Source organism: Pantoea sp. BJ2, from assembly GCF_040255075.1.
GTDB lineage: Bacteria > Pseudomonadota > Gammaproteobacteria > Enterobacterales > Enterobacteriaceae > Pantoea > Pantoea leporis.
The window spans coordinates 2289346-2309401 of record NZ_CP158292.1; the positions used below are offsets into that span (position 1 = coordinate 2289346).

The 20056-nt window shown below is 54.1% G+C and carries 19 protein-coding genes and 1 pseudogene; 11 read left to right on the forward strand and 9 right to left on the reverse strand.

From position 1 onward, the window contains the following. Positions 1 to 21: 21 nt before the first annotated feature. Positions 22 to 1932, reverse strand: coding sequence for an ATP-dependent DNA helicase (locus tag AAF463_RS10555; protein WP_176970030.1), 1911 nt, complete (start codon positions 1930 to 1932; stop codon positions 22 to 24). Between the two features lie 124 nt (positions 1933 to 2056). On the opposite strand from AAF463_RS10555, the gene AAF463_RS10560 reads away from it, so the two are divergent. Then, complete coding sequence (locus AAF463_RS10560) at positions 2057 to 2401, forward strand: RidA family protein (RefSeq protein ID WP_061718729.1); 345 nt, start codon at positions 2057 to 2059, stop codon at positions 2399 to 2401. Positions 2402 to 2415: 14 nt separating this feature from the next. Here the strand turns inward: AAF463_RS10560 and AAF463_RS10565 are convergent, their stop codons facing one another. Further along, a complete protein-coding gene (locus tag AAF463_RS10565; RefSeq protein WP_350260699.1) occupies positions 2416 to 2613 on the reverse strand; it encodes a YoaH family protein in 198 nt (65 codons plus the stop codon). A gap of 110 nt (positions 2614 to 2723) precedes the next feature. Here AAF463_RS10565 and pabB point away from each other — a divergent pair, with 110 nt between their 5' ends. The 4 genes from pabB (at position 2724) to AAF463_RS10585 (ending at position 8536) form a co-directional block, all read left to right on the forward strand. Further along, on the forward strand, positions 2724 to 4082 hold the full coding sequence (pabB, locus tag AAF463_RS10570; RefSeq protein ID WP_350260700.1) for an aminodeoxychorismate synthase component 1: 1359 nt from the start codon (positions 2724 to 2726) through the stop codon (positions 4080 to 4082). A 1-nt stretch (position 4083) separates the two neighbouring features. Next, positions 4084 to 4653 carry a CoA pyrophosphatase gene (locus AAF463_RS10575; protein WP_350260701.1) on the forward strand — a complete coding sequence of 190 codons (570 nt, stop codon included), beginning with the start codon at positions 4084 to 4086 and terminating at the stop codon, positions 4651 to 4653. A gap of 736 nt (positions 4654 to 5389) precedes the next feature. Continuing rightward, on the forward strand, positions 5390 to 6754 hold the full coding sequence (locus AAF463_RS10580; RefSeq protein WP_101764191.1) for an L-serine ammonia-lyase: 1365 nt from the start codon (positions 5390 to 5392) through the stop codon (positions 6752 to 6754). Between the two features lie 219 nt (positions 6755 to 6973). Next, positions 6974 to 8536, forward strand: a complete 1563-nt coding sequence (locus AAF463_RS10585) for an EAL domain-containing protein (protein WP_192234061.1) — start codon at positions 6974 to 6976, stop codon at positions 8534 to 8536. 54 nt (positions 8537 to 8590) lie between these two features. Here the strand turns inward: AAF463_RS10585 and AAF463_RS10590 are convergent, their stop codons facing one another. Further along, positions 8591 to 10156, reverse strand: coding sequence for a TerC family protein (locus AAF463_RS10590; protein WP_101764189.1), 1566 nt, complete (start codon positions 10154 to 10156; stop codon positions 8591 to 8593). 511 nt (positions 10157 to 10667) lie between these two features. Here AAF463_RS10590 and manX point away from each other — a divergent pair. From manX to AAF463_RS10610, 4 genes are all read left to right on the forward strand, one after another. Beyond that, complete coding sequence (gene manX / locus AAF463_RS10595) at positions 10668 to 11639, forward strand: PTS mannose transporter subunit IIAB (protein ID WP_222182319.1); 972 nt, start codon at positions 10668 to 10670, stop codon at positions 11637 to 11639. 58 nt (positions 11640 to 11697) lie between these two features. Next, entirely contained in the window at positions 11698 to 12498 is an 801-nt protein-coding gene (locus tag AAF463_RS10600) for a PTS mannose/fructose/sorbose transporter subunit IIC (RefSeq protein WP_064738889.1), read from the forward strand. Positions 12499 to 12512: 14 nt separating this feature from the next. Further along, the gene (locus tag AAF463_RS10605) at positions 12513 to 13358 is read left to right on the forward strand and encodes a PTS mannose transporter subunit IID (RefSeq protein WP_008110411.1); all 846 of its coding nucleotides are present in this window, start codon (positions 12513 to 12515) and stop codon (positions 13356 to 13358) included. 92 nt (positions 13359 to 13450) lie between these two features. Next, positions 13451 to 13909, forward strand: a complete 459-nt coding sequence (locus AAF463_RS10610) for a DUF986 family protein (RefSeq protein ID WP_350260702.1) — start codon at positions 13451 to 13453, stop codon at positions 13907 to 13909. On the opposite strand, the gene rlmA is transcribed toward AAF463_RS10610, so the two are convergent. The 4 genes and pseudogenes from rlmA to AAF463_RS10630 form a co-directional block, all read right to left on the reverse strand. After that, on the reverse strand, positions 13906 to 14712 hold the full coding sequence (gene rlmA / locus AAF463_RS10615; protein WP_350260703.1) for a 23S rRNA (guanine(745)-N(1))-methyltransferase: 807 nt from the start codon (positions 14710 to 14712) through the stop codon (positions 13906 to 13908). The genes AAF463_RS10610 and rlmA overlap by 4 nt on opposite strands. 141 nt (positions 14713 to 14853) lie before the next feature. Further along, the gene (gene cspE, locus AAF463_RS10620) at positions 14854 to 15063 is read right to left on the reverse strand and encodes a transcription antiterminator/RNA stability regulator CspE (RefSeq protein WP_008110414.1); all 210 of its coding nucleotides are present in this window, start codon (positions 15061 to 15063) and stop codon (positions 14854 to 14856) included. Positions 15064 to 15149: 86 nt separating this feature from the next. Further along, a pseudogene (locus AAF463_RS10625) lies at positions 15150 to 15221 on the reverse strand (DUF2627 domain-containing protein); the annotation flags it as partial. A 683-nt stretch (positions 15222 to 15904) separates the two neighbouring features. Then, a complete protein-coding gene (locus AAF463_RS10630; RefSeq protein ID WP_008110415.1) occupies positions 15905 to 16180 on the reverse strand; it encodes a YebO family protein in 276 nt (91 codons plus the stop codon). A gap of 216 nt (positions 16181 to 16396) precedes the next feature. Between AAF463_RS10630 and AAF463_RS10635 the strand changes: the two genes are divergently transcribed. After that, complete coding sequence (locus AAF463_RS10635) at positions 16397 to 16633, forward strand: YobH family protein (RefSeq protein ID WP_008110416.1); 237 nt, start codon at positions 16397 to 16399, stop codon at positions 16631 to 16633. A 36-nt stretch (positions 16634 to 16669) separates the two neighbouring features. On the opposite strand, the gene kdgR is transcribed toward AAF463_RS10635, so the two are convergent. Next, a complete protein-coding gene (kdgR, locus tag AAF463_RS10640) occupies positions 16670 to 17461 on the reverse strand; it encodes a DNA-binding transcriptional regulator KdgR (protein WP_350260704.1) in 792 nt (263 codons plus the stop codon). Between the two features lie 192 nt (positions 17462 to 17653). On the opposite strand from kdgR, the gene AAF463_RS10645 reads away from it, so the two are divergent. Further along, complete coding sequence (locus AAF463_RS10645) at positions 17654 to 19036, forward strand: MFS transporter (protein ID WP_350260705.1); 1383 nt, start codon at positions 17654 to 17656, stop codon at positions 19034 to 19036. Between the two features lie 47 nt (positions 19037 to 19083). On the opposite strand, the gene htpX is transcribed toward AAF463_RS10645, so the two are convergent. Then, positions 19084 to 19965 (reverse strand): protease HtpX, encoded by an 882-nt coding sequence (gene htpX / locus AAF463_RS10650; RefSeq protein ID WP_101764183.1) that lies wholly within the window; start codon positions 19963 to 19965, stop codon positions 19084 to 19086. Between the last annotated feature and the right edge of the window lie 91 nt (positions 19966 to 20056).

Consider the following 20056-nt stretch of genomic DNA (forward strand, 5'->3'; position numbering starts at 1 on the left):
TCTTATCACAGCCTGGCACAATTAGTGATCCACTGGCTGACGGACAAATTCGATGGCACGCGCAATATCGCGGGTGCGCGGCGTGGGTGGCAAACTGTTCAGGAACAGGCCGCCGTAGGGGCGAGAAACCAGGCGCTGATCGCAAATCACCAGTACGCCGCGATCTTCGGTATCACGAATTAAACGCCCCACGCCCTGTTTCAGGGTGATTACCGCATCAGGCAGTTGCACATCATTGAAGGGATCGCCGCCGCGCAGGCGACAATCTTCCATGCGGGCTTTGAGCAGCGGATCTTCCGGCGAGGTAAATGGCAGCTTGTCGATGATTACCAGCGACAGCGCATCGCCGCGTACGTCAACACCTTCCCAGAAGCTGCTGGTGGCGACCAACAGTGCGTTACCGGCTTCCAGGAACTGCTTTAGCAGCTGTCCTTTACTGGTTTCACCTTGCAGCAATACCGGCAACGTCATGGAAGCACGAAACTCAATGGCTAACTCGCGCATCATCTTGTGCGAGGTGCAGAGGAAGAAGCAGCGCCCTTTGTTGGCATCAATCAGCGGCTTCATCATGCGCGCCAGCTGGCGCGCGCCGCCGGGATGATTGGGTTCCGGCATGTTGCGTGGCACACACAGCAGCGCTTGCTGGGTGTAATCGAACGGGCTGTCGAGGATCATCGTAGTAGCGTTATCCACGCCAAGGCGGCTGGAGAAATGGCTCATCTGCTCATTCACCGCCAGCGTGGCAGACGTGAAAATCCACGCGGCTTTGCGGTTATCCATCACTTCCCGGAAGCGTTCCGCCACCGACAGCGGCGTCAGCGCCAGCGTGAAATGGCGGCTATTGCACTCATACCAATAGCTGAAGCCGGGCTCGTCAATGGCGCGCAGCCGTTTCAGGCGCGTGCGATACAACGCCGCGCGCTCAAAGGCGGCGTCCAGCAGCGCGGAGCGCCCCAGCGACAGTTTGATTACGTCGTAACAGAGTTCGAGCGCATCATCCAGCAAGGTAAACATGCGCATGATGTTGTTATCGCTCAGCAGATCGCGCAGGTTGCCGCGAAAACCCGGTTCGCCGAGTGTCAAACGAAAATCCTGTGCGCACTGCGCCAGACGATCGGCAGATTTCTGTAGCTGCTGCACATCCCGCACTTCGGTGCGATAGGCGATGATGATGTCTTTGGCGAGGTCCTGCAGTTGACGGCTCGACAGCTGCTGACCGAAATACTGGCTGGCGATATCGGGGAGCTGATGCGCTTCATCGAAGATCATCACATCGGCCTCCGGAATCAGTTCGCCAAAGCCGCCCTCTTTCACCACCAGATCGGCAAGAAACAGATGATGGTTCACCACCACCACATCGGCGTCCATGGCTTTTTTGCGCGCTTTGACCACGAAGCAATCTTTATACAGCGGGCAATCGCTGCCGAGGCAGTTATCGTTGGTACTGGTGACAAACGGCCAGATCGGGCTGTCTTCGGCCACGCCGTTGCAGTTGCTGACGTCGCCATCGGTGGTTTCTGACGACCAGCCGCGCACGCTGATCAAATCGCCTAGCGCCTGAACGCTGAGATCGCCGCCGGTTTGATTCTGCTGCTCAAGACGTTCGAGGCATAAATAGTTGGAGCGCCCTTTCAGCAGCGCAGTTTTGCCGCTGAACTTCAGGGCACGCGCGATGGTAGGCAGATCGCGATTATAGAGCTGATCCTGCAACGCTTTGGAACCGGTGGAGACAATGACTTTTTTCTTTGCCCGCAATGCCGGCGCCAGATAGGCATAGGTTTTACCGGTTCCGGTGCCCGCTTCTACTACCAGCTCGCCGCCTGTTTTCACCGCCTCGGTTACCGCTTTGGCCATTTGGCGCTGTGCTTCACGCGGTTTAAAGCCCGGAATTGCCTGCGCCAGTGCGCCATCAGCTGCAAAATCGTCTGCCACACTTCCTCACATCAAAAATTAAAACCACTGTAATTATGTCAGGATTCCCGGCGGGCAACCACAACAGATGACATGCGCCCCTGGGATATGGCAGGCTAGCGCAGCAAAATTAAAGGAGAACAGCATGACCATTACGCGTATTGATCCAGAGCACCGTATGTCCGAAGCCGTGGTGCATAACCAAACCGTCTATTACACCAGCGTACCGGAAAACCTGGATGAAGATGCGGAAGCGCAAACCGCCAATGCGTTGGCGGTGATTGATGCCATTCTGACGCGCGTGGGATCGGATAAGAGCAAGATCCTCGACGCCACCATTTTTCTGGTGGAGAAAAGCGATTTTCCGGCGATGAATCGCGCCTGGGATGCGTGGGTTTCGCCAGGCAATGCGCCGGTGCGTTGCACCGTGCAGGCCGGTTTGATGAACCCGAAGTATAAAGTCGAAATTAAAATCATCGCCGCGCTGTAAAATCCGTTCGGGCGTTATTCGTTGTCGTCTTCTTCATCATCGTCGTCTTCGAACATCGCCCGAATGGCTTCACCTTTATAGGTTTGACGAATCTCCTGCGCCACCTGCGCAATCGCCTGTCCGCTCGACATACCGCCCGCCATTAATTCCTGGATGCGTTCAACCGCTTGCTGCTGTTGCTCATGGGATAACGCTGGAAGACCTGTAAACATAATTCACTCCTGGTGCATGGGGGACGCATTATTACCACGTGGAACAAACGGGTGCCAGCAACAAAAAAATATGTCAGGCTAGCGACCTGCTTGCTGAAGTGATTTGTCCCATGATGGTAAAAAGCCTCGTTCTGAAGTATACGCCCGAAACGCTGTTACACCTTTTTGCTCCGCTAGCCCACCAACGCTGGGCGATGTTGCTGACCTCCGGCCAAGCCGATCACGCGGATAACCGCTTTGATATCCTCACCGCCGATCCGCGCGCGACGCTGACTACACGCGGTGCCAGCACTGAACTTATCTGCGGTGATGACGTCATTCACTCCGCCGCCGATCCGCTGCTGCTGGTGCAACAGCAATGTGCCGCGCTAGGTGTCACGCCGGCTTTTGATGCCGGATTACCGTTTCAGGGCGGCGCCCTCGGTCTGTTCGGTTACGATTTAGGACGACGCTTTGAAAACCTGCCGCAGCGCGCGCAGCAGGATCTCACCACGCCGGATATGGCGGTAGGCATTTATGACTGGGCGCTGATCGCCGATCATCATCTGCAAAAACTGACGCTGATTTCGCTCAGCGATGCCGGGCAGCGCTGGCACTGGCTGCAAGCACAAACCGCGCCGCCCGCCGAGCCTTTCGCCTTGACCAGCGAGTGGCAATCCAACCTCAGTTATGACCAGTATGCGCAGCGGTTCCACGCGGTGCAGGCCTATATTCAAGCCGGTGATTGCTATCAGGTGAATCTGGCACAGCGTTTTCAGGCGGGCTATCGCGGTGATGAGTGGCAGGCATTTTTGCGTCTGACGCAGGCGAATCGCGCGCCGTTCAGCGCCTTCCTGCGTTTGCCAGACAGCGCCCTGCTAAGTTTATCGCCCGAGCGCTTCCTCGCTTTACAGCAGCAGGAAATTGAAACGCGTCCGATTAAAGGTACTTTGCCGCGTCTTGCTGATGCCGAGGCCGACCGTTTGCAGGCAGAGAAGCTCGCTAACTCGGAGAAAGATCGCGCGGAGAACCTGATGATTGTCGATCTGCTGCGCAATGATATTGGCCGCGTGGCCGTGCCCGGCAGCGTCAGCGTACCGGAACTGTTCGTGGTTGAACCTTTCCCGGCGGTGCATCATCTGGTCAGCACCGTACGTGCACGTTTGCCTGAGACGCTGAGCGCAACCGATTTGCTGCGTGCTTGCTTCCCCGGTGGTTCCATCACCGGCGCACCGAAGATCCGCGCGATGGAGATCATCGAAGAGTTAGAGCCGCATCGCCGCAATGCGTGGTGTGGCAGCATCGGCTACATCAGCCTGTGTGGCCGTATGGATACCAGCATCACCATTCGCACGCTGATTGCGGAAAACCACCAGCTTTACTGCGCCGCCGGTGGCGGATTGGTGGCGGACAGCGACCTTGATGCCGAATATCAGGAAACCTTCCATAAGGTGAACCGTATTTTGCCCAGCCTGCGTGATGGGACCTGAAATGAATTTAACCCTTGAGCAGTTCCTCAGCCGCTTTGTCCTGCAACCGCCGCTGCATGCGCCGAAAAGTGCCATCAGCGGACGCCGTGCGGCGGTACTGGTGCCGGTGATCGACGGCGCAGAACCTGGCTTGCTGCTCACGCGGCGCTCATCGCACCTGCGTAAACACGCCGGGCAAGTCGCCTTTCCCGGCGGCATGCAGGACGCCACTGACCCCTCGCTGATCCACACCGCACTGCGTGAAGCGCAGGAAGAAGTGGGAATTCAGCCGGAACAGGTGCAGATCATCGGCGTTCTGCCGCCGGTGACCAGCAGCACCGGTTTCGCTGTGACGCCGGTAGTGGGCATTATTCCGGCTGATTTTGCTTTGCAGCTCAATCCGGACGAAGTGGAAAGCGCCTTTGCCATGCCGCTGGCGGAAGCATTGCGTTTGAGCCGCTACAGCGATCTCACCTTGCGCCGTGGTCATCGCCAACATCAGGTTTGGTTATCCTGGTATGAGGATTATTTTATCTGGGGCATGACCGCCGGGATTATTCGTGCGCTCGGTCAACAAATCGCCCTGCCGTAAATCACCTAATGCTTGCCAGTTAAACTGTCTTTTTGCTTCAGATCTGGTGCGGGCTCTGACACATCTGCTGCGTCACGGGCCGTCCTCGCCCCGCTAGCGCGGTGCCTTCGGCTTCCACGTCGTGCCGACGGACCGTTCGCGGATCGGCCATCCTGGCCGGCCCCGAACTGCCTCACGCATCCATGCGTGAGGCTCCTGGCCCAACGTAAAAGCCTCAGCGCTGCGAATGGCCCTTTTGCCACAGCAGACGCGCCAGCGCCTTTAGCAAATGAGCCCCTTTCATCAACATACACTGAAGCTTCAGAGCAGGCCGGGGCCGCTTTTGGGCAGGCATTCCGCAGCGCTGAACGAAGCGAGGAAGCCAGGAGAGCCCGCAGGACGCGGGCGAAAGGCGGAGCCGGGACAAGGAAGTCCCGTCTCCGCCGGTCCGTCAGGCAGACGAGCGAAGTGAAGGTACCGCGTTAGCGGCGCGAGGACCGCCGGACCAAAAGTGGCCCCGGCCAGCTCACTCTTCGTTTGCTGACCAAACAAACAATGTGCCGTAAAACCCCGTTTCGTTAGCCTTTCGCCGGGAAAACAGATCCGCTTCACAACTGTACAAACGGATAACTATTTCTGTGGTTTATAATTAGTTTATTTCATGCGAAAAGCTGCTCGTTATACGGCATGGGCGATTACTATTAGCCGCATAAACGGCTTATGCCGTGCAGAATAAGATTTGTGAGGAGTGTCACCGGTGATTAGTGTTTTTGACATGTTTAAAGTGGGCATCGGCCCATCCAGTTCACATACCGTCGGCCCGATGAAAGCGGGCAAGCAGTTTGTTGATCTGCTGGCCGAACAAGGCAAATTGCAGGACGTGACGCGCGTGGCGGTTGACGTCTATGGTTCGCTGTCGCTCACGGGCAAAGGTCACCACACTGATATCGCGATTATCATGGGCCTGGCGGGCTTCGAACCGGCCACCGTCGATATCGATGGCATTCCCGCGTTCATCAAAGATGTGGAGCAGCGCGAACGCTTGCTGTTAGCCAACGGCGCGCGCGAAGTGGATTTCCCGCGTGAAGGCGGCATGGTGTTCCGCAGCGAAAACCTGTCGCTGCATGAAAACGGCATGACGGTATTTGCCTTCGCGGGCGATCTGCTGATTCTGAGTAAAACCTACTACTCCATCGGCGGCGGTTTCATCGTCGATGAAGAGCATTTCGGCCAACCGGTGTTGAACGAAGTTTCCGTGCCGTGGCCTTTCCACTCTGCTAAAGAGCTGCTCAGCCACTGTCGCGAAAGTGGGCTGTCGCTGTCCGGTTTGGTAATGAAAAACGAACTGGCGCTGCATACTCGCGACGAGATTTACGCCTATTTTGGCAACGTGTGGCAAACCATGCAGGCCTGTATCGATCGTGGTCTGAATACCGAAGGCGTGCTGCCGGGTCCGTTGCGCGTACCTCGTCGTGCGGCTTCACTGCGCCGTCTGCTGGTGTCATCCTCAAAGCACTCGAAAGATCCGATGGATGTGATCGACTGGGTGAATATGTTTGCGCTGGCAGTGAATGAAGAGAACGCGGCCGGCGGTCGTGTGGTGACGGCACCTACTAACGGTGCCTGCGGCATCGTGCCAGCGGTGCTGGCCTATTACGATCACTTTATCGAACCCGTTACGCCCGATATCTTCATCCGGTACTTCCTCTCATCTGGTGCGATTGGCGTGCTGTATAAAATGAACGCCTCAATCTCGGGTGCCGAAGTGGGCTGTCAGGGCGAGGTGGGCGTGGCGTGTTCCATGGCAGCCGCCGGTCTGGCGGAACTGCTGGGCGGCAGCCCGGAACAGGTGTGCGTGGCGGCGGAAATCGGCATGGAACACAATCTGGGATTAACCTGCGATCCAGTCGCCGGCCAGGTTCAGGTGCCGTGCATTGAGCGTAACGCCATCGCTTCCGTAAAGGCCATTAACTCCGCGCGCATGGCGCTGCGCCGTACCAGCGAACCACGTGTGTCGCTGGATAAAGTGATTGAGACCATGTACGAAACCGGTAAGGACATGAACGCTAAATACCGTGAAACCTCTCGCGGCGGATTAGCGATTAAGGTCCAGTGCGATTAACGCTTCGCTGGTGATTTAAACAACAGTTGGCTATTTTTATTCATCTGTAGCTACCTCCAACTGAGTAAAACAGATACATTGATTTCGAGCGCGGCCCTTTGTGGCCGCGCTTTTTTTAGTGCCGTATTTTTTATTCAGCCGCGCTAAACCTGGCCGCCTCAATGCCGATAACCTACACGTTAATTTGGCTTCAATCTTTGTTTTGCAAGGTGGTTACTGATGCTCATTCCCCAGCAATTTGTGGGTCAATTTCGCCGTAAGCGACTGCTTATTGCGTTAGTGATCGCCTCGCTGGTTCTGGTCCTGACGCTAACTTTTCGTTATATCGAAGAGAAATCGCGCATTGAGCAGCAGTCGCTGAATTTCGCCACCCGCGCGATTGAACGCTTTGATCGTATGTTCTCGCCGCTGGATGTTTCCGCCAACAACACGCTCGGTTTGGTTGGCGTACCTTGTGCGCAAGTGCGTTATCCGCTGATTGAGAAAATTGCCGCGCTGCAAACCGTGCGCACCGTGCTGCTGGTTAAGGACGACGCGCTCTACTGCTCCAGCATTTTCGGCCCGCAAAACCTCTCCTTCAGCCAAACCTATCCTGAATTAGCTATCAATAATCAGCGCATGATGTTGGCCACGGACAGTGATCTGTTGAAAGGATCGCCGGTGCTGCTGCTGTGGACGCCAAAATCGCTGGATAATCGCGAAGGTCTGCTGCAAGTCATTAATATTGAATTGATGACCAATTATCTGCTGGAGCCGCAGTTGCCGTGGGTTGAGCGCGCCATTTTCAACGTGGGTGGTCAGAGCCTTGAATACGGTAATCCGCTGATTGAACAAACTGAACCGTCTGAAGATGAAGTGGCGTACGATCAGGCATCACTGCGTTATCCGTTTAGCATCACCTTGTACGGCCCTTCTCCGGCCCGGCTGGCGCTTAACACGCTGCCTTCACAGCTGCCGCTGGCGCTAATGCTCAGCCTGCTAATGGGGTACATCGTCTGGCTGGCGACCGCCAATCGCATGAGCCTCAGTTGGCAGATCAGTTATGGCATCACCGCTAACGAATTTATGGTTTATTGCCAGCCGCTGATTAACGCCAAAAGCGGCGAGTGTGACGGCATGGAGCTGCTGCTGCGCTGGCATAACCAGCGTCAGGGCTGGATTGCGCCGGACGTGTTTATTCCGCTGGCCGAGCGGCAAAACCTGATCGCGCCGTTGACCCGCTTCGTGCTGGCGAAAGTCGTGGCTGAGCTGCCCAATCTGCCGCAATGTCCGTCGTTCCACATTGCGATTAACGTTGCCGCCAGCCATTTTCGCGATCGCGCCATTGTGGAAGATCTGCAAAATATCTGGTGGCCGGCCAATCCCATGCCAAAACTGGTGGTTGAGCTGACGGAGCGTGATGCCCTGCCAATCATCGATCAATCGGTGGTGTCGCAACTGCATGAAATTGGTGTGCGTCTGGCGATTGATGATTTCGGTACCGGCCACAGTTCGCTGGCTTATCTGAAAGACCTCCAACCGGATGTGCTTAAAATCGACAAGATTTTCACCGCCGCCATTGGCACCGATGCGATTAACGCGACCGTTACCGATATGGTGATCTCGCTGGCGCAGCGCCTGAATATTTCACTGGTGGCGGAAGGTGTGGAAACTGCCGAGCAGGCACACTATCTGCGTGAGCGCGGCGTCGACCATCTGCAAGGCTATTTCTACGCGCGCCCGATGCCGATTGAGGATTTCCCGCAATGGCTGGAGCAGCATCAGGCGCAGCTAAGCGCATAAAAAAACGGCCACTCCTTTTGGCGTGGCCGTTATTGTTTACTTCAGTCCGATGACTTACCCGGCGTGTTCTTCGTGATCGAATGGCTTATCTTTGGTGACGCGCACCAGGTCGATACGGTAATCGGTCGCCTCAATCACCTGGAAGTGCAGCGGCGGCAAATCAATCACTTCGCCCGGCAGCGGCAACTGGCCTTTCTGTGCAATCAACAAACCGGCTAGCGAGGCGTGATCTTCATCGGCTTTCACCAACTCGTGATGATCCAGCAGCTGTTGCAGCGAGTGTAAATCGGTCCCGCCCTTCACTAACCAACCGTCACCATCGGCAATGATATCTGGCGTTTCGTCTTCATCCGGGAACTCACCGGCAATCGCTTCCAGCACGTCCAGCGGCGTGATTAAGCCCTGCACCACACCAAATTCGTTGGTGACAATTACAAAGCTACCTTTAGCACGGCGCAGCACGCCCAGCAGATTGATTGGGTCCAGGGTTTCCGGAACCACTATCGCCGGCGTGTTAGCCGCAAAGGTCGCCACATCCATGCCGTGTTCCAGCGCCACCAGCAGCTCTTTGGCACGCACCACGCCGATGATTTCATCCAGCTCACCGCGACATACCGGGAACAAGCTGTGTGGCGTATCCAGCAGCTGAATACGAATTTCATCCAGCGGACGCGAAACATCCACCCACGAAATGTTACCGCGCGGCGTCATGATGCTACGGATTGAACGCTGCGATAACGTCAATACGCCGTTGATCATGTAGCGCTCTTCGTCCTTAAACGCTTCCTGCGGCATCGCTTCGGTCAATGAGGTTTCTTCAGTTGTCGTCGCTTGCTTACGCTGGCGTCCACCCATCAAACGCAGAATCGCTTCGGCGGTGCGTTCCCGCATCGGGCGATGTTCCTGATGCTTAATAAAGTTACGGCGCGCAATCTGGTTAAACAGCTCGATGATGATCGAGAAGCCGATCGCGGCGTACAGGTAACCTTTGGGAATGTGGAAACCAAAACCTTCGGCCACCAGCGACAAACCAATCATCAGCAGGAAGCTCAGACACAGCACCACCACCGTTGGGTGTTCATTCACAAAACGCGTCAGCGGTTTCGAGGCCAGCAGCATGACGCCCATGGCGATCACCACGGCGGTCATCATCACCGGCAGATGGTTCACCATACCGACCGCGGTAATCACCGCGTCGAGTGAGAACACCGCATCCAGCACCACAATCTGAATCACCACCGCCCAGAAACTGGCGTAGCTCTTATTGCCCTGATGTTCGAGCCCGCGGTTCTCGAGCCGCTCATGCAGTTCCATGGTTCCCTTGAATAACAGGAACAAACCACCAAACAACAGAATTAAATCTCGTCCGGAAAAGCTGAAATCGCCTACGCTGAATAGGGGCCGCGTCAGCGTCACGATCCAGGAGATCAGCGACAGCAAGCCAAGACGCATCACCAGGGCGAGCGACAAACCAATTAGACGGGCTTTATCGCGCTGCTTCGGCGGCAATTTGTCCGCGAGGATGGCGATAAACACCAGGTTATCAATGCCGAGAACAATTTCCAGCACGATCAGCGTGAGCAAACCCGCCCAAATTGAGGGGTCGAAGAGAAATTCCATCAATGACTCCTTACCGGACGTGAAGGCGCACGAAATTGAGTCTGCACCAGAGGGCGAGACGAGAGATCGTTACAGGCGGTGATAACGCTGAAGAGCGTGGAAGCGGGCGCGATAAAGCGCTGAGAACATGTTGAGCGACGTCGGTGACGGTCCATAAAGGTGAGCTGAAGCCCGGTACTCCTGAATAAAAAACAGAACGCTAATGTATCAGTTACATCAACGACGTCAAAAAAATTTATTACATTTACAAATATCTACGTTAACGCGGGAATATCGAACAAAAGTGCACATTAGCGCCGTTACGCGCGAAATAGCTGACAAACATCACATAATTTATTTTTTCGATCACTAAAATAAATCGCGACCTTATCGCTGTGCAGCGGATTGTTGCGTTTTATTTATTGATGCTTTTTCTCTATCACATCATCAACGATCCACCTGAAACACTAACGGTAATATTCAATGATTCCCGGCAATGCCAGAGAATCTCTCACGCGAACGGAGGTAGCAAGTGACCATTGCTATTGTAATTGGTACACATGGCTGGGCGGCAGAACAGTTGCTTAAAACAGCAGAGATGCTGTTGGGTGAGCAGGAAAATGTCGGATGGATTGATTTCGTTCCCGGCGAAAATGCAGAAACGCTAATCGAAAAGTATCAGGCACGGCTGGCCGATCTCGACACGTCAAAGGGCGTGTTGTTCCTGGTCGATACCTGGGGTGGCAGTCCATTTAATGCGGCCAGCCGCATTGTGGTGGATAAGGATGGCTATGATGTCATCGCTGGCGTCAACATCCCGATGCTGGTGGAAACCTTGATGGGACGTGATGACAACCCATCGCTGGAAGAACTGATTCACATCGCGGTAGAGGCCGGTCGTGAAGGCGTTAAAGCCCTCAAAACTGAAACGCCAGCGCAAGCCGCAGCTGCGCCTGCTCCGGTTGCAGCGAAAGCGCCTGCTCAGCCGCAAAAACCAATGGCTGCAGGCGATCACATGAAAATCGGCCTGGCGCGTATTGATGACCGCTTGATTCACGGGCAAGTGGCCACGCGCTGGACCAAAGAGACCAACGTTACCCGCATCATCGTGGTATCTGATGAAGTGGCGAACGACCATGTGCGCAAAACGCTGCTGACGCAGGTGGCCCCGCCAGGCGTTACCGCGCACGTGGTGGATATCGATAAGATGGTTCGCGTGTGGAACAACCCGAAATATGGCAATGACAAGGTGATGCTGCTGTTCACCAATCCCACCGATGTGGTGAGGATTGTCGAGCAAGGCGTGGACATTAAGTCGGTCAATATTGGCGGCATGGCGTTCCGTCAGGGCAAAACGCAGGTGAACAACGCGGTATCGGTGGATGAAAAAGATATCACGGCGTTCCGCAAACTTAATGAGCGCGGTATCGAACTGGAAGTACGTAAAGTGTCCAGCGATCAGCGACTGAAAATGATGGACCTGATCGCCAAGGTCAATCCGTAGTTCGCCCTTTGCCTGCATACGTGGGCGAATTTTAGAGACCTTGCAGAGGAGAAATGCAATGGAGATAACCACGCTACAAATCATTTTGATATTTATTGTGGCCTGTATTGCCGGGATGGGATCGATTCTTGATGAGTTCCAGTTCCACCGTCCGCTGGTGGCTTGTACCTTAATCGGTGCGGTCCTCGGTGATATGAAAACCGGTATCATCATCGGCGGTACGCTGGAGATGATTGCACTGGGCTGGATGAACATCGGTGCGGCCGTTGCACCGGATGCGGCGCTGGCTTCGATTATCTCAACCATTCTGGTTATTGCCGGTGGTCAAAGCGTGGGCGCCGGTATCGCACTGGCGATTCCGCTGGCTGCAGCCGGTCAGGTTCTGACCATCATCGTGCGTACCATCACCGTGGCCTTCCAACACGCCGCCGATAAGGCAGCCGAGAAAGGCAACCTGACGGCGATCAGCTGGATCCACGTATCCGCGCTGGTATTGCAGGCGATGCGTATTGCCATCCCAGCACTGATCGTGGCGATTTCTGTCGGTACTCACGTGGTTCAGGAACTGCTGAACTCGATTCCAGACGTGGTCACCAACGGCCTGAACATCGCCGGCGGCATGATCGTGGTGGTGGGTTACGCGATGGTCATCAACATGATGCGCGCAGGCTACCTGATGCCGTTCTTCTACCTTGGCTTCGTTACTGCAGCCTTCACCAACTTCAACCTGGTTGCGCTTGGCGTGATTGGCGTGGTGATGGCGGTGCTGTATATCCAGCTGGCACCGAAATATAACCGCGTTGCAGGTGCTGCAACCAGCGGTCCTGCAAACAATGACCTCGATAACGAACTCGACTAGGAACAGGTGAAATCATGGTTGATACAACTAACACTCCAAAGAAACTCACCCCCGGCGATGTCCGCGGTGTGTTCCTGCGCTCTAACCTGTTTCAGGGTTCGTGGAACTTTGAACGTATGCAGGCGCTGGGTTTTTGCTACTCAATGGTGCCGGTGATTCGTCGCCTCTATCCAGAAAACAACGACGAACGTAAACAGGCGATTAAACGTCACCTCGAGTTCTTCAACACCCATCCTTACGTAGCGGCGCCGGTGCTGGGCGTTACCATGGCGATGGAAGAGCAGCGTGCCAACGGTGCGCCGATTGATGATGCGGCGATTAACGGCATCAAAGTGGGTCTGATGGGTCCGCTGGCGGGTGTGGGTGACCCGATCTTCTGGGGTACCGTGCGTCCGGTGTTTGCTGCGCTGGGTGCCGGTATCGCGATGAGCGGTAGCCTGCTGGGTCCATTGCTGTTCTTCATCCTGTTTAACGCCGTGCGTCTGTTGACGCGTTATTACGGTGTGGCGTACGGCTACCGTAAAGGCGTTGATATCGTCAGCGATATGGGCGGCGGTTTCCTGCAGAAACTGACGGAGGGCGCGTCGATTCTCGGCCTCTTTGTCATGGGGGCCCTGGTTAACAAGTGGACGCATGTGAATGTGCCGCTGGTAGTGTCGCGCATTACCGACCAGACCGGTAAAACCACGGTTACCACGGTGCAATCTATCCTCGATCAGCTGATGCCAGGCCTGATTCCACTGCTGCTAACCTTTGGCTGTATGTGGCTGCTGCGTCGTAAGGTGAATGCGTTGTGGATTATCGTCGGCTTCTTTGCCCTCGGTATCTTCGGTTACTGGATCGGCCTGCTCGGTCTGTAATCATCCCGCCGGGAGCCCTGCTCCCGGCTATTATTGAGCGGCATTATCTGAGCGCCCACGTTGAGATAATTTCGATTGAGGAAGAACACCTAATGTCACTGACTGACGCCCTGATCGCCCTGCTGATTGCAGGCTTCATTCTGTTCGCCATTTATGATGAAGCGATCCTGCCGCGCCGCAATGGCCCTACAAAACTGCGCGTCGCACTGCGCCGTCGCCATAAAATCGATAGCGCCATTTTCGTGGTGCTGCTGCTGATTCTGCTGTGGAACAACATTGATAAACATGGCACACAACTCACCACCAATTTGCTGATGGTGCTGTGCTTTATGGCGATTTGGTTATTCTGGGTTCGCAGCCCGAAGCTGTTGATGAAAGAAAATGGACTGTTTTTTGGCAGCGTGTGGATCGACTACGATCGCATTCAGAGTATGAATCTGTCAGAGGATGGCATTCTGGTGATGCAACTAGAGCAGCGCCGCCTGCTGATTGCTGTCAAACAGCTTGATGACCTGGAACGGATCTACAATACGCTGGTGGAAGCGCGTTAATCGCGCTGCCATAACGTCAGCATAAAGTCGGCGTCACAGTTAAACTCGCTGGATGCCGCCAGGTTCTGCCACACTTCTTCGCGTGCACGCCAGGCAAATGGCGTCATCTGCAATAAGCTCACCGCCTTACTTCCGCTCAACGTCATGCTGTAATGCAGATTTTGTTGATCGACCTGCCTGAAGCCGGCATACACCTTCTCTTCCGCCGCGTGCAGCTGCACTTCGCGATAGATCAGCGCCTTGAATTGCTGCAAGTGATGCGGTCCCGGCGTCACCGTTAGCAGGTAGCCACCTGCTTTAATTACGCGGCTCAGCTCATCTTCATTGCAGGGCGCATAGATGCGCACCACGCCATCCAGAGAAGCATCGGCAAAAGGTAAACGCTGGCTGGACGCCACGCAAAATTTCACCTCGCGATAACGTTTTGCTGCCATGCGAATCGCCGCTTTCGCTACATCCAGCCCAAAGAGTTGCGCCTGCGGTAACGCATCTGCCATCGCCGCAGTGTAATAACCTTCTCCACATCCGATATCTAACAGCTGCGCACCTTGCTCACTCAGATGCTGCGCGAGGATCCCGGCGACACCCTCTTGCAACGGCTGATAGTGTCCGGCATCGAGAAAGGCGCGTCGTGCCTGTAGCATCTCGGCGCTATCGCCCGGTTCGCGCGAACCTTTGTGCTGCACCGGCAGTAAATTGACGTACCCTTCTTTCGCCTGATCAAACTGGTGACCTGCATCACAGCGGAAACTATTCGCCTGCTGCAATAAAGGCTGATGACAAAGTGGGCAAATCAAATACATAGACAACTCCGGGTTAGCAATTCGCGGCGCAGTTTACCCTGATCATCTGGCTACAGAAAGAATAAAAGAAAAAGCCCCGTTCAGTGAACGGGGCTTTAGGATTCGTTTCAGTGGTGCATGGCACCGAGCCTGAGGGCGAAATCAGATTGGGGTAACGTTGACCGCAGCAGGACCTTTCTGGCCATCCTGGATTTCGAACTCAACGCTTTGGCCTTCGGCCAGAGTTTTAAAACCATTGCCCTGGATTGCAGAGAAGTGTACGAACACATCTTTGCTACCATCAGCAGGAGTAATAAAACCAAAACCTTTAGACTCGTTGAACCACTTAACCTGACCTTTAATCTTTGCCATTTCGCAAATTTCCTTTCAATGATTATATTGCCCGCAGGCAGACTTACAGATAAACCAGAGACATTACTGAATGAGGCACTAATTTAAGGTTCGGCAAGGAAGCGGTATTCAACGTCAACGTCTTTACTCGTAACTTCTTTACTGAAGATGCCATACATAAACAGAACTGTACCTCGTTTGACCTACGATTTGTTATCACATATCCGTAAATTAATGGCAAGCCATTTTTAAACGGTGATCGACGTGACGCACATAATTAGTTACTTGGCGCGGCACTTCATCAATCAACATATTGACACCCAGCGCGGAAGGTGCGCAAAAAAAGGTTATCAGTCAGTATAGTTAGTGCTTGATTGCCGCTTAGTCAAGCGCAGCGGTAATGTCTATATTGGTACAGTTTTAGGGGTTAACAGTACGACAAAAATATTGCACTAATATGGCATCAATAAGATATTCCACTGAAAACTTCGCTCGCCACACAACAACTGCGCGCCGTTCAAATCTTGTACAAATAGTTTTCTCAGGTATAAGTTATTAATTGCTTTGCACCAAAATCAGGAGAAACCAATAATATGCGCCCCATATAAACGCATTAACATTAGGTGGCATTTATCTCAATTTTAACTATCTACCCAACAATTAAATGTTAAAAAGAACATTGAAGAGCTTGATTTAACAAAAACTCCTTAGGATAAATCTTAGTTGATATTCATTCGGGCAGGGATGGTTGCTATTCATACCTGGCTTAGAAGGGAATTTACTAAAAGTCATTATCCCGCCACGCACCATTTCAGTGCGCAGCGGTTGCCATAATGGCGATTATTTCACCCCTTTTAACGGCTTAACGTTCCGGGATCATCCGAATAAAATCGCGTTTTTCATCCGCGTCTTCATCCGCTGGTGGTTTTGCTGTGGATGGCTGTGCGTCAACCAGACGGCGCAGGAGCGCATTCTGTTTCTTTTGCTCTTCGATAACGGCTTCCAGCAAACGGATCTGCTCACTGGCGCGCACGCTAGCCCGGTTGACAAAGAACCAGACAATAAAGGCCACAAGAATGATGATGGCCAGAACGCCATAGTTAAACAGCGGGCTGGTGTTTGCGGCTAATTCGTTCATAACTGCCTCTATAGTCAAAAATCAAACATCTACTCCGCCGCTGATTCTACTCGCTGCCGACGCAAAAGATAATGGGTAGCGACGGAAAGCAGATTATCCCGCCTGCCCTCTCTTTCAGTTATCTCTGATCGATTCGATGGCTAAAGCGCGGCATGCTGTTACAGTAGATTCGCAGCAAGGTTGGATGCGCTGCGTTGTGTATCACAAGGAGATAAGATGAAACTACTTATTCGGACGATTATGCTGGTGGCATTAATTTGGTTAGCGATGCTGCTGACCGGCTATGGCGTACTCACCGGCAGCAATAAGAATGCGGCGGGACTTGGGCTGCAATGCAGCTATCTGACCGCACGCGGTATGATTACGGCACAGTATCTGCACACAGACAGCGGTATCGTTGGCGTAACGGATTGTCCACTGCTGAAGAAAAGTGGCGAAGTGGTCGACAATTAAGCGTTGAAACGGGCTGGCAACAGCCCGTTTTTCATTTCAGAAAGGATAGTTGTGGTAGCCCATTTGTTCAGACAGATTGCGCGCCGCACGATGCAGCATCGCCACATATTCATTTTTGGCTTCTTCGGAAAAACGAATGGTGGGGAATGAGATGCTTAGCCCCGCAATCACCACGCCAAAACGGTCAAATACCGGCACCGCGATGCAACGTAAGCCCTCTTCCTGCTCTTCATTATCTTCGCCAAATCCCTGTACTTTGACCTGATCCAACACCGCCAGCAACGCTTCTGCAGTGACAATGGTTTTCGCAGTACTGCGGCGGAATTCCACTTCGCTCAGGATCTGCTGCACTTCAGCGCGATCGCGCCATGCCAGCAGCACTTTACCAATCGCGGTGGTGTGCAGTGGATTGCGGCGGCCGATGCGCGAATACATACGCAGGTTATAAAGAGAATCGATTTTATGGATGTAGACGATGCTGTCTTCTTCCAGCGCGCCGAGGTGAATGGTTTCTTTAGTCAGACGCGACAGCTCACGCATCTCAATATCGGCGCTACGAATCAGATCGACGTTCTGCAACGCTTTGGCGCCGAGTTCGAACAGCTTGAGCGTCAGCGAGTATTTCTCACTTTCTCCTTCCTGCGCCACATAGCCAAGCGATTTCATGGTCTGTAAAAAGCGATAAACGGTACTTTTTGACATCATCACGCGTTGGGAAAGTTCGGTGATGCCGTGATCGCGCTCTTCGCCCAGCGCCTGCAGAATGCCAAACACTTTCATCACTGATGAAACCGAGTCTGGCTGTTTATCATTATCACTGCTCGCCATGGCGCGTATCCTTTTTGACAGTGTTTCAAAAAAAACGGAACAGAAGCGCCAGTATATGCGTTTCAGCCTGATGGCGGCAACGACTGACGCTAAGTGACACATCCACACGTAATTTTATGTCAATGAATGCGGTGCTTTTCGGCAGCAAATTGATTAGCATGATGATATTCACTCTCTTTACTTACTTTACTTATGCCTTCTACTGTTGCCCAGGATGGATTACCCCTTCCACAGCGCTATGGCGCGATCATCACCATTGCGCTCGGTATCATGATGGCGGTGCTAGATGGAGCTATCGCCAACGTGGCCTTACCAACCATTGCGCGTGAGTTGAATGCCAGCCCAGCCGAATCGATCTGGATTGTTAACGCCTACCAAATCGCCATCGTTATTTCGCTGCTGTCGCTGTCGTTTCTCGGCGATATGCTCGGCTACCGCCGCGTCTATCAGGTTGGACTCGCGCTGTTTATCGCTACCTCACTGTTTTGCGCCCACTCCTCATCGTTGAATACGCTGACCGTGGCGCGGGTGCTGCAAGGCTTTGGTGGTGCCGCGTTGATGAGCGTTAACACGGCGCTGATCCGCATCATCTATCCGCAGCGCTTCCTCGGACGCGGTATGGCGATCAATTCGCTGATTGTTGCGGTCTCCAGCGCGGCCGGTCCAACCGTAGCGGCGGCGATCCTGTCTGTTGCCAGCTGGAAATGGCTGTTTCTGATCAACATTCCACTCGGCATCGTTGCGCTGTGGTTGGCATTGCGTTTCCTGCCGGATAACACCCAGAAAGCCAAACAACAGAAATTCGACGTGCCAAGCGCCGTAATGAATGCGCTGTTCTTTGGCCTGCTCATATCTGCACTGAGCGGTTTCTCGCAGGGACAAAACGGCTGGCTGATTGTGGCCGAATTGGTGGCATTGGTGTTGGTGGGCATTGTTTTCGTTCGTCGCCAGTTAGCGATGCCGGTGCCATTGCTGCCGGTGGACTTGCTGCGCATTCCGATCTTTTCGCTGTCGATCGGCACCTCAATTTGCTCATTCTGCGCGCAGATGCTGGCGATGGTGGCGTTGCCGTTCTTCCTGCAAAACGTGCTGGGCCGGGATGAAGTGGCAACCGGCTTGCTGCTCACGCCGTGGCCGCTGGCAACCATGGTGATGGCACCCATTGCAGGTCGCCTGATCGAGAAGTTCCATGCCGGATTATTAGGCGGATTGGGATTAGCGATGTTCGCTGCCGGGCTATTCCTGCTGGCGCTTTTACCGACGCAGCCAACTGACGTGGATATCATCTGGCGCATGATGCTGTGCGGTGCCGGTTTCGGCCTGTTCCAGTCGCCTAACAATCACACCATCATCACCGCAGCACCGCGTAACCGCAGCGGTGGTGCCAGCGGAATGCTGGGTACCGCGCGTCTGGTGGGACAAAGCAGCGGCGCGGCGCTAGTGGCGCTAATGTTTAATCTGTTCAACGACAGCGGAACACACGCCTCACTGCTGCTAGCGGGTAGCTTTGCCAGCGTCGCTGCCGTAGTGAGCCTGGCGCGCATGACGCAGTCACGGCAGGCTGCCGAATCCTAGAAACAGCAAGGGCGCCATCTGGCGCCCTTTTTTCTGTCTATTACCGACTACTTCAGGTATTCACCGCTACGCAGCGCTTCGATACGTTTATCGAGCGGCGGATGCGACATGAACAGCTCGCTCAACGATTTGTTTTTACCGTTGATGCAAAACGCCATCATGCTGCTTGGCTCCTGCGGCTCGTAACTGGTTTTCAGACGCTGCAGTGCGGCAATCATCTTCTCGCGTCCAACCAGTTTGGCAGAACCCGCATCGGCGTGGAATTCACGGTGACGTGAGAACCACATGGTGATGATGCTGGCGAGGAAGCCAAACAGCAGTTCCAGCACCATCGAGACCGCGAAATACACCATCGGATTTCCGTTGCTGCTCTCTTCACCGTCGCGGTTACCCGACAGGAAGCCGGAAGCGATCTGCGCCAAAATGCGCGAGATGAAGATGACAAAGGTGTTCACCACACCCTGAATCAGCGTCATGGTGATCATGTCACCATTGGCGATATGGGCGATTTCGTGCGCCAGCACCGCTTCAGCTTCATCACGGCTCATGTTTTGCAACAGGCCGGTGGAAACAGCGACCAGCGACGCGTCACGGCGTGCGCCTGTCGCAAAGGCGTTAATGTCGGGCGCGTGATAAATCGCCACCTGCGGCATCGCAATGCCAGCCTGTTGTGCCTGGCGGCCGACGGTATCCATCAGCCAGCGTTCCGTCTCATTACGCGGTTGTTCAATGACTTCACCGCCAACGGATCGTAACGCCATCCATTTAGACATCAGCAGTGAAACAAACGCACCGCCGAAGCCAAACAGACCTGCCATAATCATCAGACCCATAACACTGCTTGACTGGATTCCTGTCAGACTCAAAATCAGTCCGAATACCAACATCACCGCCAGGTTGGTGAGCAGGAAAAGAGCAATACGCATCATAAACGTTAATCTTCCTCAGTTGTGCACGCGCATATGCGCGGATATCTATCCTATGGTCATCGCCGCGCATTTCAAGCAACCTTAATCTTTA